The 15,039-nt window shown below is 39.7% G+C and carries 14 protein-coding genes and 1 pseudogene; 4 read left to right on the top strand and 11 right to left on the bottom strand.

Annotated elements, in window-relative coordinates:
- Positions 1 to 4: 4 nt before the first annotated feature.
- The 5 genes from kdpA to C1642_RS09630 all read right to left on the bottom strand — a co-directional run bounded on the left by kdpA (position 5) and on the right by C1642_RS09630 (position 4,893).
- Complete coding sequence (gene kdpA / locus C1642_RS09650; RefSeq protein WP_103236254.1) at positions 5 to 1,711, bottom strand: potassium-transporting ATPase subunit KdpA; 1,707 nt, start codon at positions 1,709 to 1,711, stop codon at positions 5 to 7.
- A gap of 258 nt (positions 1,712 to 1,969) precedes the next feature.
- Entirely contained in the window at positions 1,970 to 2,407 is a 438-nt protein-coding gene (locus tag C1642_RS09645; protein WP_000993408.1) for a 2-amino-4-hydroxy-6-hydroxymethyldihydropteridine diphosphokinase, read from the bottom strand.
- Positions 2,364 to 2,744, bottom strand: coding sequence for a dihydroneopterin aldolase (gene folB, locus C1642_RS09640; RefSeq protein WP_000338781.1), 381 nt, complete (start codon positions 2,742 to 2,744; stop codon positions 2,364 to 2,366). The genes C1642_RS09645 and folB overlap by 44 nt, the downstream gene beginning before the upstream one ends.
- Positions 2,745 to 2,759: 15 nt before the next feature.
- Positions 2,760 to 4,058, bottom strand: a complete 1,299-nt coding sequence (locus tag C1642_RS09635) for an ABC1 kinase family protein (RefSeq protein WP_103236253.1) — start codon at positions 4,056 to 4,058, stop codon at positions 2,760 to 2,762.
- A 58-nt stretch (positions 4,059 to 4,116) separates the two neighbouring features.
- Complete coding sequence (locus tag C1642_RS09630) at positions 4,117 to 4,893, bottom strand: HesA/MoeB/ThiF family protein (RefSeq protein ID WP_000137900.1); 777 nt, start codon at positions 4,891 to 4,893, stop codon at positions 4,117 to 4,119.
- A gap of 169 nt (positions 4,894 to 5,062) precedes the next feature.
- Between C1642_RS09630 and C1642_RS09625 the strand changes: the two genes are divergently transcribed.
- Positions 5,063 to 5,641, top strand: coding sequence for a flavin reductase family protein (locus C1642_RS09625; RefSeq protein WP_103236252.1), 579 nt, complete (start codon positions 5,063 to 5,065; stop codon positions 5,639 to 5,641).
- A gap of 44 nt (positions 5,642 to 5,685) precedes the next feature.
- Here C1642_RS09625 and C1642_RS09620 read toward each other — a convergent pair whose 3' ends face one another.
- The 3 genes from C1642_RS09620 to C1642_RS09610 form a co-directional block, all read right to left on the bottom strand.
- Positions 5,686 to 7,329, bottom strand: a complete 1,644-nt coding sequence (locus tag C1642_RS09620) for an AMP-binding protein (RefSeq protein ID WP_103236251.1) — start codon at positions 7,327 to 7,329, stop codon at positions 5,686 to 5,688.
- Between the two features lie 220 nt (positions 7,330 to 7,549).
- Complete coding sequence (locus tag C1642_RS09615; protein WP_000602467.1) at positions 7,550 to 8,686, bottom strand: acyl-CoA dehydrogenase family protein; 1,137 nt, start codon at positions 8,684 to 8,686, stop codon at positions 7,550 to 7,552.
- 18 nt (positions 8,687 to 8,704) lie between these two features.
- On the bottom strand, positions 8,705 to 9,475 hold the full coding sequence (locus tag C1642_RS09610; RefSeq protein WP_000701533.1) for a 3-hydroxyacyl-CoA dehydrogenase: 771 nt from the start codon (positions 9,473 to 9,475) through the stop codon (positions 8,705 to 8,707).
- A gap of 165 nt (positions 9,476 to 9,640) precedes the next feature.
- On the opposite strand from C1642_RS09610, the gene C1642_RS09605 reads away from it, so the two are divergent.
- Positions 9,641 to 10,669, top strand: coding sequence for an AraC family transcriptional regulator (locus C1642_RS09605; protein WP_000261451.1), 1,029 nt, complete (start codon positions 9,641 to 9,643; stop codon positions 10,667 to 10,669).
- Between the two features lie 7 nt (positions 10,670 to 10,676).
- Here the strand turns inward: C1642_RS09605 and prmC are convergent, their stop codons facing one another.
- The 3 genes from prmC to C1642_RS09590 all read right to left on the bottom strand — a co-directional run bounded on the left by prmC (position 10,677) and on the right by C1642_RS09590 (position 13,616).
- Positions 10,677 to 11,498 (bottom strand): peptide chain release factor N(5)-glutamine methyltransferase, encoded by an 822-nt coding sequence (prmC, locus tag C1642_RS09600; protein WP_103236250.1) that lies wholly within the window; start codon positions 11,496 to 11,498, stop codon positions 10,677 to 10,679.
- Entirely contained in the window at positions 11,498 to 12,586 is a 1,089-nt protein-coding gene (prfA, locus tag C1642_RS09595) for a peptide chain release factor 1 (RefSeq protein ID WP_000648005.1), read from the bottom strand. The genes prmC and prfA overlap by 1 nt, the downstream gene beginning before the upstream one ends.
- A 190-nt stretch (positions 12,587 to 12,776) precedes the next feature.
- Positions 12,777 to 13,616, bottom strand: a complete 840-nt coding sequence (locus C1642_RS09590) for a type 1 glutamine amidotransferase domain-containing protein (protein WP_103236249.1) — start codon at positions 13,614 to 13,616, stop codon at positions 12,777 to 12,779.
- 119 nt (positions 13,617 to 13,735) lie between these two features.
- On the opposite strand from C1642_RS09590, the gene C1642_RS09585 reads away from it, so the two are divergent.
- Entirely contained in the window at positions 13,736 to 14,638 is a 903-nt protein-coding gene (locus C1642_RS09585) for a LysR family transcriptional regulator (protein WP_103236248.1), read from the top strand.
- A gap of 197 nt (positions 14,639 to 14,835) precedes the next feature.
- Positions 14,836 to 15,039, top strand: a pseudogene (locus tag C1642_RS09580) (hypothetical protein); the annotation flags it as partial.

The following is a 15,039-nucleotide window of genomic DNA, read 5'->3' as shown; positions in this document are numbered from 1 at the left end:
CTCCTTAGCCTTTAACCAACAAAAGTTGATCGGCAATTGGCCCAAGGACAAGAACTGGCATAAATTGTAATAAGGTAAGCAACACAACAATCGTAATCAGTGTTAAAGCAAAGGTTGGCGTTTCAACCTGAAGACTACCTGCTGTTTCGGGTGCCTTTCTTTTTGCTGCTAAACGTGTTGCGACCATTAATGGCAAAATTAAGGTCGGAAAACGTCCTAACAGTAGAGCAATACTACAAGTGACATTCCACCATACAGTGTTGTCTCCAAGGCCTTCAAAACCTGAACCATTGTTGGCAAATGCAGAGACATATTCATAGAACACTTGGCTAATACCATGTGGTCCCGGATTACTAATTCCAGATATGCTTGGAACGCTGAGGCTTAATGCGGTAAATGCAAGAATGACTAAAGGTTGAATCAAGATAATAATCGCGAGCAACTTAATTTCTACTGCTTCAATTTTGCGTCCAAACAACTCTGGAGTACGACCTGTCATTAAACCTGCAATAAATACTGCGAGTAACAGATAAATCATAAACTGTTGCAGACCACAGCCCACACCACCCCAAATATTAATCAGCATGTTAATGAGTTCGACTAAACCGGTAAGCGGCGCAGAAGAATCATGCATCATATTGACCGAACCGTTATTCACCTGCGTAGTAAGCGCTGCCCAAACTGCTGATGCGGCTGGTCCAAATCGTTGTTCTTTACCTTCCATTACGGCAAATTGAGATGCTGTCGATGACATACTCTCAGACCAGACAGCCGCTGCACCTGAAATAATCGACATGAAAAGCATGCTACCAAAGACAAAGTAAGCAAACTTTTTACGCTGAGTAAGATGCCCAACCATAAAAATGACTGTGATTGGAATAAGTAAGATCGCAATCATTTCTAGTAAATTAGAAAATGGTGTTGGATTTTCTAAAGGCACAGAACTATTTGGACCGTACCAACCACCACCGTTACTACCTAATTGCTTAATCGCCACCATTGGCGCAACTGGTCCTAAAGGAATTTTTTGAGTTTCAACGCTATTGGCTTTATCAATAAGCTGTACTTCTGGCCCACTCTGGAAAGTTGATGGCACGCCTTGGCTGTTAAGCAATAATGACCAGACAAAACAGAGTGGAAGCAAAAAGCGAACTGTAGGACGAATTACATCTGCCCAATAGTTACCAATTAAAATTTGATCTGGCTGCTCGGCAACATCGGCCGCAATATGGCTTGGACGCTGATAAAAGAAAGCTCTTAATGTCGCAACAACCAAAGCCAGCCCCATCATTGGAGTAATGACTTGCAAACCTACAATACCTGTCATTTGCGACAAATAAGATAATTGAGCTTGCCCAGAATAATGTTGTTGATTGGTGTTGGTTAAAAATGAAATAACCGTGTGTAATGCTAAATCCCAACTCATATTTGGTGCATGGTTCGGGTTTAATGGTAGCCATGCTTGCGTCATAAAAATAGCAAGAATAGCCACTGCAAGAAAAATACAGCTCACAACAAATGCTAGAGAATATTGTTTCCAGTTCATTTGTTGTTGTGGAGATACACCTAAGAAGCGATATACAGGATTTTCAATCCAGCGAAATAATCCATCACCCCACATCGGCTGATTTGCCATCACTTTGGATAGATATTTACTGAGGTACCATGCTAGAAAAATAGCAATAAATAAAACAAGTATAAGTTCTAACATGACTATTCTCCTCTATACCCCTTGGCTTGATTTGCCAAAACGGAAATAAGGAGAGATGAAGAGATATCATTTGTTTTTAGTCGGCATAAGACAATGCCAGACTGATGCAAGATGCGCATTTGAGAATTTATAAGCATCTTTATTGTCCTGAAATAACACTAATTTAGTGAATTTCAGTATCGATAAAATGCCCGTAAATTCTCTATTGAGGAAGTCAAAGCCCGCGTAAATTTTGCGTAAATTTTAGCTTGAAAGACCTTAAAATTTAAAATTAACAACTGGGTAAAGTGTACTATCAGCCTTTAGTCTTTCACAATGCCAAAGTTCATATAAAGGAATTTTTACATCGAGCGCCAAAGGTAATTTTTTAGAATTAAATTGCATATGGTCCAGATCACTTCCCCATGCAATCAAATCTACATCTAAAGAAATATGATGCGATGGTCGAACACGCCCAGAATCTGACTCAAGTTTCTTTAAAAAAGATTCAATTTGTTCACACGATAAAGTGCTTCTTAATAGACACGCTGAGTTCCAGTAATCATCTCCAATACCATCTCGACATGGAATTTGATAAACAGATGAAAACTGCACTTTCCCCAAAGTTGCTAATTGCGTATAGGCAAAAGTAAAGTGCTGATCTGCGTCTAAATTACTCGCTAGGGCGAGCGCAAAAATTGTTTCTGGTGCGTTCAAGACGAATTCCTACAGCGTTTGCTTCTGCAATGATGGCTGGCTTACGGATGGTTATGGTAATTTTTTCAATTGTTGGAAAGGTTTCAAACAAACATTGCAGAACCAGATGAGCTGCGTGCTCAATTAACTCAGGTTTGGCTTGTTGAATGGTTTGAGCCGATAACTCACAAATCTGGGCATAGTTGAGTGTGTCTTCAAGCTTGTCAGACGCTGCAGCTCGGCTCAAATCGTTATGGATGGTTAAATCCAACATTAAAGGTTGAATAATTTGTCTTTCCCAGTTGAAACAACCAATCACTGTTTCAACCTTCAAACCTTCAATAATAATGGCATCCATAACTTCAAACTGACCTTAATGCTTTAACAACGAAGCAGGTTCCATATTTTGAACCATTTTCAAACGCTGGTCTGCATAAATATCAGTATATGGTGCGAGTACGCGCATAAAACGATCGAAATACAACATTTGCTTAAATAACAATGCAAAATCACGTGGGAATTTAATGCCATGACGTTCACCCACAGCCACCATATCCATCATGATGTCATTTAAGTCCGCTGGGTTTGATGCCAAAATCTGTTGCGGGTCTGCCATCAATACGCCATTAAATAGACGCTCCAAGTCTTGTGCCAACACATTGACGTCAATCTTGGTACGTGTCATGCCCATTTTCAGCATGTTTTCAGCCATTGCAGGATAATCTGTCTTTTGTAAAGCATCCATAAAGGCAATACATGCCGTCCAAACTTCAGGCTTTAACTGACCAACAATACCAAAATCAATAAAACCAACACGGCCATCTTCAAGCAACATCAGGTTTCCGGCATGTAAGTCCGCGTGGAAACTCTTACATAACATCAAGCTACCAAACCAAGTATTCATTGCAGTAATTAGTACTTGCGATGGGTCTTTGGCATATTCTTTTACAACACTAAAGTCTGTTAAAGAAACACCATATAAACGTTGCATTGTCAGCACACGACGTGTTGAAAACTGATGATAAACCTTCGGTGCTGTTGCCGCTTTATTTTGCGAAATATTTAAATACTCAACAAAATCGTCAATGTTTTGCGCTTCTTCAATGAAATCAACCTCACGTACCATACGTGTTTTAATTTCATCAACAATGTCAGAAAGAGCGGCAAATTTAATTTTAGGTACCGCGCGTTCAAGCAATTTAGCCGCCCAATGCACAACATTTAAGTCAGTGTATAAAATGGTTTCTACACCCGGTTTTTGTACCTTGATAACTACATCTTCACCGGTTGTGAGACGTGCTGCATGGACTTGGGCAATTGAGGCTGAAGCCAGTGGCTTTTCATCAATAAAGCTAAAAATCTCGTTTAAATCACGTCCTTCAAACTCAGACGCAAGCACACCTTGGATATAACTAAATGGCAGTGTTGGGGTTTGATCTAAACAACCTTGAAATTCTTCTACATACTCACGTGGGAATAGCGATGGGGTACTCGCGATAAACTGACCAAGCTTAATATATGTTGAACCAAGCGACTCAAAAGTCTCACGCATGAGTTTGGCATTACTTGGCTTATCAGTTGCATACTTAATACCGGCTTTAGCCGCAACTACTGCGGTTTCACCGATGCGCGCAACTGAGCGCAATCCATCAAATAAAATATTTTTTTTCATATTTCTTTAAAACCAGAATATTCAAATCAAGTGTAGCAAATTTTGGTTTATTTGCTGATTAGCTTGCCTGACAAAGTGGACAATTTATGTCTTTATCAAAACTAACAATACGTTGCGTCATATTTAACCCATCCCAAAGTAACAGTTTTTGTTTTAGCGGCGTTCTGTTTAGTCCTAAATACAATAAAGTGTGATGTGCTTGTAATGACGCAATCATTACAGGTGTAGTCGCAAGCACACCAGATTCCGCACATCGCAGCCCTTCATTGGCATGTTGTTCTTTTGGGAACAAACATTCATAACAAGCTGAATCACCTTCAACCATAAACATTTGCGCCTGAAAACCAATTGCAGAAGCGCTAATTAATGCGACCTGATGCTTTTTACAAGCTGCATTCACTAAATAACGCGTTGTAAAGTTATCACAGCCATCTAAAACGACGTCTTGATGTTCAACTAGTTTATCAATGTTATGTTCGTCTAAACGTTCGTTAAAGTATTCAACACAGATATAAGGGTTAATTTTCTGTAACCGTTTAGCTAAAACTTCAGCTTTATAACGTCCAATATCTTCATGACCAAATGCGATTTGACGTTGTAAATTACTTATCTCAATGGTATCTGCATCAATGAGGGTAATTTTCCCAACTCCTGCTCGTGCAAGTAGTTCCGCGCTACTACAGCCTATTCCGCCAGCACCGACAATCAGCACATTGGCGAGTTTAAGTTTTTCCTGAGCTTCAATATCCCATCCATCAAGTAAAATCTGACGGCTATAGAGATGCATTTCTTCATCACTTAACTCTACAAAATCGATATCTTGAAGCTCGGTCACACGTTAATCCTTTTACTTAGAAGCCAAGTGATTTTATGACTAAGTTCGTCATTAGGAAAGCTATAAAATGGAAACAACTTTTTTATTCAGTTAATCCCCTATTACATTACTTCTCACATGCTTTCTGCAACAATAGAGCTATCCCTTTTCTGTATTACTTAGGCTAAATATGTCCCAATCATATATTGCACCAGTAGAGTTAGAAAAAGCTTATCGTTTGTTAAATCATGGTCCAACTGTACTAGTCTCTGCTCAGCATGGTGATGGCCGTAACGTGATGGCTGCCGCATGGGCATGTGCCTTAGAGTTTAAGCCTGCTAAAGTGACTGTCGTTTTAGATAAAAGTACTAAAACCCGACAGCTGGTTGAGCAAAGTGGTTATTTCACACTACAAGTTCCTTGCTATGCACAGCTCAATATGACCAAGCAACTTGGTACAATTAGCAAATTAGATGACCCACAAAAACTTGAACACTGCGGGGTTGAGCTGTTTTATCAAAAAGATCTGACCAGTCCGCTTGTATCAGGTTGTATCGCATGGCTGGTATGTAAACTTATTCCTGAACCACATAATCAGTCAGCTCATGACCTATTTATTGGTTCTGTTGTGGGCGCCTGGGCAGATAGCCGCGTTTTTAGAGATGGGCACTGGCATTTTCAAGATGCACCAAAAGAACTTCGTAGCCTGCACTATATTGCTGGTGGAACATTTTATTTAATTGGCGAGGAAGTGAAAGCCGATCTTTAATATAAAGAATAAAGGGAAATTCTAAATATTTCCCTTTGTTCAAATTAGCTTGCGTAGGCTTGCTGCATTTTTGCAATTTCTTGCTGCTTCAACAATCCTCTTTGAATTTTTCCGCTCGTGGTTTTCGGTAGACTGTCCACAAACTCAATTTCTTTTGGATAAGCATGACGAGATAAACGGTTACGAACATATTGCTGTAACTTATCTTTTAATGTTTCACACGCTTCATAAGCTGGCTTAAGTACCACAAAAGCTTTGACTATTTCGGTTCGTTCCGGATCTGGCTTACCAATTACTGCTGACTCTAATACCGCCTCACACTCTAATAAAGTACTTTCAACATCGAACGGTCCAACTCGATAACCCGATGTTGTAATGACATCGTCAGCACGCCCAACAAAATCAATGCCACCATGTTCATTTAAAGTGACCGTGTCACCAGTTAAATAATATTTGCCGACAAAGGCTTTACGATTATTACCACCATAGCCTTTAAACCACATTAATGGCGATTGCTCCGAGTCCATTGCCAAAATACCAATACCACCAGTTGGCAATTCTTGATAATTTTGGTCTAACACAGCAAAACGATGTCCAGGAATTGCGAAACCAGCTGAACCTACTTTTAATGGATGCTCAAGAGCATGATGATTTGCAATCACCATCCCTAGCTCAGTTTGGCCATATTGATCAAAAATATTGACCTCTAAATCCTGCTTAAACCAGTTCACAACCTCAGGAGTTAATGGCTCACCTGCACTACTCACTACGCGTAAATGTTGTTTAATTGAAGGGTCAAATTTTTCCTTAAAACCAAAGAACATTCGAAATGCCGTCGGAGAGCCTGTTAAATTACTTACTTTATATTTTTTAATTAACTCAATTGCCTGATCTACATTAAATGAACGCTCATCCATAATAATGCCATGACCCAAGCTTAAAGGCCCGGTAATGCCATAATACAAACCATATGCCCAGCCCGGATCTGCCAGATTCCAGAACATATCCTCTTCACGCAAATCAACGGCATGGGTCATATAACCTTTAAATGCTAAAATTGCTTTTAGCGGAACGGGTACAGACTTCGCAAGTCCAGTTGTGCCTGAGGTAAACATCATTAAAAAGTCATCATCAAAGCTACGATTTACTGGCTCACATTGCTCAGAATATCGTTGTAAGGAGTGCCAAAAATCGAAGTCATGTTCAGACAAAGGACCAGTCTGATGAACAGTGACAATAACCGGAATATTTAAAGTATTCAGTTTAGGTCGTTGTTCATCATTAGTCACAACCAATTTGGTTTGAGCAGTCGTAATACGGTGATCAATTGATTTTGCTTCAAAGGCAGTAAATAAAGGCTGATAAATAGCGCCTATACGCCATGCTGCCAAGATTGTAATTAATAACTCAGGCGTTCTTGGTAGAAGTCCTGCAATACAATCTCCAGCTTGAATTCCTTGTGCTTTAAAGAAGTTAGCAAGTTTTCCAGAAAGTTCAGCAAGTTGTTCGAACGTATAGTGCTCTGCCTGCCCGTTTTTTCCTTCCCAGATAAGCGCTGTTTTATTTTTTCCTACATAACGCTCACAGCACTCAACATAAGCATTTATTGCTTGGGGATGCCCAACAAGTTGCTCTTCGATGAGCCTTGTAAGATCAAATTGCTGATAAGCTTCTGCCAAAGTTTTCATGATGCTCACCTTCATTCCGTTTGATGATTGATTTTGTGTAAGGCTACAAAATCTGTCCTGACTGTTATTGTTTTAGCTAAAGCTTGAAGAATATTTCTTCAACTTTTCCATCTATTTCAAACAAAACTAATAGTAAAAATGCATCATTTCAATTGCAAGAAACCGCACATAGTGTGCGGCTTCTTGCAGTTTTAAGTTTAAAAACTCAATACCTTATGATCTAAACTTGAGCCACTTCACGAGCAATCACCAAGCGCTGAATATCAGAAGCACCTTCATAAATCTGGCTTACACGAACATCCCGATAAATTCTCTCAACAGGGAAATCACTGACGTATCCATAACCGCCATGAATCTGGATTGCATCCGAACAAACTCGCTCAGCCATAGTTGATGCAAAGAGTTTCGCCATTGAGGCCTCTTTTAAACAAGGTAGTCCCGCATCTTTTAAAGTTGCAGCATGCAAAACTAGCTGATGTGCCGCTTCAATCTGAGTTGCCATATCGGCTAAGCGAAAACCAACCGCCTGATGCTGAACCAGCTCTACACCGAAGGCCTTACGCTCGTTTGCATATTGCACGGCTGCATCAAAAGCCGCTCTTGCCATACCAACAGACTGAGCGGCAATACCAATACGTCCAGCCGCTAAATTAGATAACGCAATTTTATAACCCTCACCCTCTTGCCCTACCAAATTTTCTAAAGGAATTCGGCAGTCCTCTAACGTAATGGTTGCGGTGTCCGAAGCATGTTGACCCATTTTGTCTTCAATACGAGTCACCAAGTAGCCTTGTGTATTCGTGGGTACAAGAAAACACGAAATCCCTTTTTTGCCAGCTTGTTTATCTGTAACAGCAAATACCAAAGCCACTTGAGCATTTTTACCACTGGTAATAAATTGCTTTACGCCATTGAGTACCCAATGGTCGCCATCTCGCTCAGCTTTGCATAAAATCGCGCTCGCATCGGAACCGACATGTGGCTCAGTTAAACAAAAGCATCCTAGCCATTCACCAGAAGCAAATTTTGGCAAATAGGTTTGTTTTTGCTGCTCTGAACCGTATGCCAGTGTAATACCGCAAATCAAAGAGTTTTGTACGCTTACGATTGTCGAAATAGCCCCATCGCCTGCGGCAATTTCCTCAATTGCGAGTACCAAAGATACATAATCCATTCCGGCACCGCCCCATTCATCGGGCACAGTCATCCCCATAGCGCCTAGGGCGCCTAAGTCTTTTAATTCCTGAGCCGGAAATTCATGGGTCTTATCGCGATGTGCAGCAGTTGGTTTTAACTGATTTTGCGCATAGTTACGCATCATCTCCTGAACCATACTTTGTTCAGCATTTAGAATCATTTCAACATCCTTATTTTATTATTTTGCTGCCATGCGAATTGCACCATCTAAACGGATGACTTCACCATTTAAGTAAGAGTTTTCAGCAATATGGGCAACCAAACGAGCAAACTCTTCTGGTTTCCCTAAACGAGATGGGTACGGCACCATTTGCCCCAAAGCATCTTGTACATTTTGTGGCATACCCTTAAGCATTGGAGTTTCCATAATTCCCGGTGCAATGGTCATAATACGAATGGCATGTCGTGCTAGCTCACGAGCAATCGGCAAAGTCATCGCCACAATAGCGCCTTTTGATGCAGAATAAGCTGCCTGTCCAATTTGACCGTCAAATGCTGCAACAGAAGCAGTGTTCACAATGATGCCACGGTCCTCTTCACCTTCTTCAACCGTGTTTTTGCTCATTGCATCTGCTGCAAAACGCAACATGTTAAATGTACCTGTGACATTAATATTTAAAGTCTTTGCAAATAACCCCAAGTCATGAACGCCCTCACGGCCAACTACTTTTGCAGAAGGGCCAATACCGGCACAGTTCACCAAACCATACAAATGACCATGTTTGGCCAACACATCTTTAAAGAACTGCTCAGCAGCTGCTTCATCAGTTACATCAAGTTTTACAAAGTCAGCTTTTGGTCCTAGTTGTTTCGCCTGCTGCTCACCTGCTTCTACATTCATGTCTACTAATGTGACTGAGGCACCCTGCTTTACTAAATATTCAGCCGTTGCAGCTCCTAAACCAGAGCCACCACCTGTAATCACGAAATGTTTTCCTTGAATTTTCATTATGTAACGTCCTATAGAAATGTTCTTTAAGCTTAGTAGTGAGAGTAAAAGTTGTTTTTTTCCGATACAATTTCAAAAAACCTCAAAATGCTTGCAGCTTTTGATCAATCCAAATTTTGAATATGAAATATTTCACTTGAAATACGTAAAAAATGAGTCTTTGACATGGTTGTCCAATCTTCTTTAAGTAAAGGAACAATTTCGATTGCACTGGTACATGAAGCATTAAGTGCGGCTTATGCCAAAGGGCTCAATACTCAAATTATTTTGAATAAAGCTGGCATTCCTGCTGAATTACTTATGACACCTAAAGCGCGTGTTCCGGTAGCAACGTATGCACAATTATGGATAGAACTTGCCAATGCCATGGATGACGAGTTTTTTGGCATGGATAGTCACCCTATGCGCCGTGGTAGTTATAAATTACTTACAAAACTCGTCAGTACGGCTGAAACTTTAGAAAAAGCGCTCTACGATATTTTGAAGTTTTTTAATTTTGTACTTGACGATATACGAGGAGAACTCATTCAAGAACAAGAAAAAGCTTATTTGGTGATTCATGATCAAGAACAACCCAAACGTATGTTTACCTACGCAACCTTTTTAATGTTGGTACATGGGCTTATGTGTTGGTTAGTCGATCAAAGAATTGGCTTAAACCGTATTGCTGTACGTTGTCCAAAACCGAACGATATTCAAGATTATTTGGTACGCTTTTGTGAAGATATACAATTTAATGCCGAGACAAATCAGATTGAATTTGATGCACACTATTTAAATATAAAAATTAAAAAAGATAAAAAAGCGCTTTACGATTTTTTAGAGCAAACTCCACAAAATCTTTTGGTTCGTTTTAAAAATGAAAATGCATTGAGTGTTGTTATTCGGCGTCATTTATTAAAACTTCACCCAGCCGAATGGCCTGAACTCAAAGATGTCGCACAGCAGCTCAATATTTCAGAAGCTACCGTTCAACGCCGACTTAAACATGAAGGAGTGAGTTATCAACAAATCAAAAATGAAATTCGCTGTGATATTGCAATTGAACGTTTAAGCAAAAGCAATGATTCAATACAAGACATTAGTGAAGACTTAAATTTCCATGACCCGAGTGCATTTCACCGTGCTTTTAAAAAATGGACAGGTGTTAGCCCCGGCGCTTATCGGGAAGCAACCCTTAACTCTACAGCTTGAGTTATTCTTATTTTATTAATAATGATGCTAAAGTGACTCGATCATTTTGACCATAATCTTGAATAGTTTTTATCTCACTAAAACCATGCTCTGCGAAAATGCCTCGAACAGCTTGCCCCTGATCGTAACCATGTTCCAGTGCAATCCAGCCTTGCGGTTTTAACCAGTTCTTGCCTTGAGCAATAATAATTTCAATATCGGCTAACCCATGATGGTCTGCAACCAACGCACGACGCGGCTCTGTTGCCAAAGCTTGCATGTGTTCATCTTCAGGGTCAATGTAAGGCGGATTAGAAACAATTAAATCAAATTGTTGGGGTTCCAGTGCTTCAAACCAAGCGCCACAAGCAAATTTCACATGATGCAAGCCGTGTGTTTGTGCATTTTCTTTTGCAACATCTAAAGTAGGTGTGTAAATATCAGTTGCTGTGACGAACCAATCTGGACGTTCACTTGCCAATGCAAGCGCAATTGCACCTGTTCCCGTTCCCAAATCCACGATATTTGCATTCTTTGGCAAATTTAGATTTAAAACAGTTTCAACTAAAACCTCAGTATCTGGTCGTGGCACTAAAGTATCCGACGTTACTTTTAAATCGAGCGTCCAAAATGGCTGCGAACCTGTCACATAGGCTAAAGGTTCACCATTTTGGATACGTTCAAGACCAGCCAAGTAATCTTGCTCTTGTTGGGCTGTTAACTCTTGCTCAAGTCTGAACTTTAATTCGAGAGAATTGATTTTTAGAAAATGCTCAAGCAGCCAAGCATTTTCCTGTCGTTCATAACTGTCAGGCTCACCACGAATTGCAAGCGCTTGAGCAATATTCATTAGCCGCCATTTTCCTGTGCAAGCATCGCAAGCTGATCTGCCTGATATTCACGATGTAAACTATCGAGCAATTCCGTTAGATCACCTTCCATAATGGCATCTAACTTATATAAAGTTAGGTTAATACGGTGATCCGTCATACGTCCTTGCGGGTAGTTATAAGTACGGATACGTTCAGAGCGGTCACCAGAACCGACCAAATCACGGCGCATTTCAGAAGTTGCTGCATCGGCTGCTGCACGTTTAGCATTTTCTAGACGTGATACTAGCAATGCCATCGCCTTAGCTTTATTTTTATGCTGTGAACGTTCTTCTTGGCACTCAACGACTGTACCGGTTGGTATGTGAGTAATACGGACTGCCGAATCGGTTTTGTTAATGTGCTGACCACCCGCACCTGACGCACGGTAAGTATCAATACGCAAATCTGCCGGGTTAATTTCAACGTTAGTATCAACGTCAATTTCAGGCAAGATTGCTACTGTACAAGCTGACGTATGCACACGACCTTGTGATTCAGTTGCTGGAACACGTTGTACACGATGCGCGCCACTTTCGAACTTTAAGCGGCCATACACACCATCACCATCTACACGGCAAATAACTTCTTTAAAACCACCATGCTCGCCTTCATTTTCAGAAAGGACTTCAATACGCCAACCTTGCGATTCGGCATATTTGCTATACATACGGAATAAATCGCCTGAGAAAATTGCAGCTTCATCACCGCCCGTCCCAGCACGAATTTCTAAATATGCAGCATTAGAGTCATTTGGATCTTTTGGAATCATCAAAATATTAAGCTGGCTTTCTAATTCTTCAAGCAATGCTTTATTTGCTTGAATTTCTTCTTCTGCCATATCTTTAAAGTCAGGGTCCGACTTCATCATTTCAGCAGTTTCAATATCTTCTTCTGCTTGACGGTATTTGCCCCAAACTTCGGTAATTTCAGTTAAATCACTATGTTCACGAGACAGTTTACGGAAACGTTTGTTATCGGAAATCACTTCTGCATCTGCAAGCAATGCAGTAAGTTCTTCATGACGATCACAGAGTTGATCAAGACGTAAACGGAGTGACGCTTTCATAAGAGGAAATATCTCAAAAGTCCAAAAAACTTATCTAGATAAATATAAGAAGATAAGCCAAATCATAAAAATAGCGCATAGTTTACAGTTTATGCCGATTAAATGACATATGTAATCCTTCAAAACATTAACTTTCCAAATCCATATAATAAAAGAGACTTTATTTATAAAGCCTCTTTAACCGCTATAGTTATTTTAATTTTTCTAATAAAGATTTACCGACAAGAACAGCCGAAGCTGGATTTTGTCCAGTAATAAGTTCACGATCCAGCACTACATTTGGCGACCAAGCTTTCGTATTGCTTTGATATTTTGCTCCAAGTGACTCTAATGCAGTTTGTGGATAGAACTTCATCTCACCGCCTTTTAATAAGCCCTTCGCTTGCTCTTCTTCTTGATTGCTAATTACTGTCATCCGATAATTTTTATAAATCCATTCGCCAGTTTTGACTGTTTTACCTTGTTCTAGTTGTCCAACTACTTCCGAGGCATTAGGTAAAGCTGACATCAAAGCTATAGGCCCATGACAAACCAAAGCTGTAGGTTTTCCAGCTTTATGGAAAGCTGTAAGTACTTTTCCAAGTTGTTTATCTTTTAATAGGTCTTGCATAGGCGCATGTCCACCCGGAATATAAATAGCATCAAATTGATCTATACCAGTTTGCTCAATACGCGCCAGACTTACAACAGGAGAATCTTGAGCAGAAGTTAACTTTAGATCATGTAATAAACCAGCATACTGCTTTAATGCTTTTTCATCTTGATTAAAATACATTGCATTATTTGATGACTCATCTAACGTTGGAGCTTTCCCCTTTGGAGTGGCAAACGTTACGGTATGCCCTGCATCTAAAAGCATTTTTGTAGGCTGCATTAACTCATTAAGATAAAAACCCGTTTTAAAAACCTGCTTATTCTTGAGCTCTAACTGTCCTTCATCAGACAATACAACCAATACATGAGCGGCATTTGCACTTAATGCTGCCGAAGCTGCAATCATTGCAAACATTATTTGATTTAACTTCTTCATTATTCGACCTTCATTCCAAGCATTTGCTGGATTTATAACTGGGATGGATATATTCTATTTTTACCCCAGAGGTAGAAAAATAACTCATTTCACAAATCTTTTTTGCGTTTGAGGACAAAATGTCTCGCCAATTTGACCATCTTGCCGATGTTGAAGTATTTTTAATTGTGGCTGAAAAGCTTTCTATTAGTGCAGCTGCTATTGATTTATCTACAACACCTTCGGTCATTAGTAGAACAATTACAAGACTCGAGAAAAAATTAGGTATCCAGTTTTTTAGAAGAACTACTCGCCATTTAAGTCTGACCGAAGCAGGCCAGCTTTACTATGAAAAAATGCAACATGCTTTTCAGTTAATTGACCATGCTGAACGCGTGGTTCAAGGTGAACAACTACAAATTTCTGGAAAAATTAAATTAAGTGTGCCTACGACTTATGGGCACTATCGTCTACCCCCGTTATTAGAAAAATTTCTTTTGAAATATCCGGACATTCAAATTGAAATTAGTATTTCTAATCGAAACGTTGACTTAATTGCTGAGGGTTTTGATTTAGCCATCCGTCAAGGACAACTTCCTAACAGCACCCTTATTGCTAGACCTTTAGAGCAGGCACCTTTAAAACTTGTTGCCTCACCTGCTTATTTGAAACGCATGGGTATTCCAAAAAATTTGGAAGAATTAAAACATCATCAATGTATTGCCTTTGAATTGCCCAGTAGCGGCAAAATAACCCCATGGTTTTTAAAAAATGATAAAGAGGAAACTCAATGGATACCAACAAATCGAATTTTAGTAAAAGAAGATATTGTTGGTGTGGTAACTCTTGCTGAAAGTGGGCTAGGTATATGTCAAAGTTACGACTTTATTGTTAATGAAAAAATTCAACAAGGAAAACTACAACCTATACTTACTACATATGCAGGTCATACACGTCCTTTTTCTTTGTTATATGCGCAGCATAAACACATGTCCTCTGCTACCCGAGCTTTAATTGATTTCTTATGTTCAAATGATGACTAGCTAAACTGAATATATGTAAATGGTATTTAATTTTTCTAGGTGAATAGTAAATATTCTATTTTAATAGAAAGCATACAAAGAAGACACTAAACTCCAATAATCGAATGAAGGTTCTCCACATTTAAAGAGAAGTGTTTTGTTACATTTGTCGTAACGAAAGATATTAAGGTCCTGTAACTTGGGACACGGAGTAAATGATGAAATTAAATGCTTTATTATGTAGTGCTGTTTTAGCTACTTCTATGGTAACTGTAGCACATGCTGACAACACAACTCATGTAGCAGCAGCTTCTGCTTTAGGTAGTGTTGCTGGTACTGCAATTGGTAAAAGCATGGGTGGTACATCTGGCGCAACAATTGGTGCTGCTTTAGGTGGTGCTGGTGGTGCAGCAGTTGCAAGT

Source organism: Acinetobacter sp. AKBS16 (assembly GCF_002899995.1).
Taxonomy (GTDB): domain Bacteria; phylum Pseudomonadota; class Gammaproteobacteria; order Pseudomonadales; family Moraxellaceae; genus Acinetobacter; species Acinetobacter baumannii.
The sequence above is the reverse complement of the archived record's forward strand: the minus strand, read 5'-3'. Positions and strand labels throughout refer to the sequence as shown.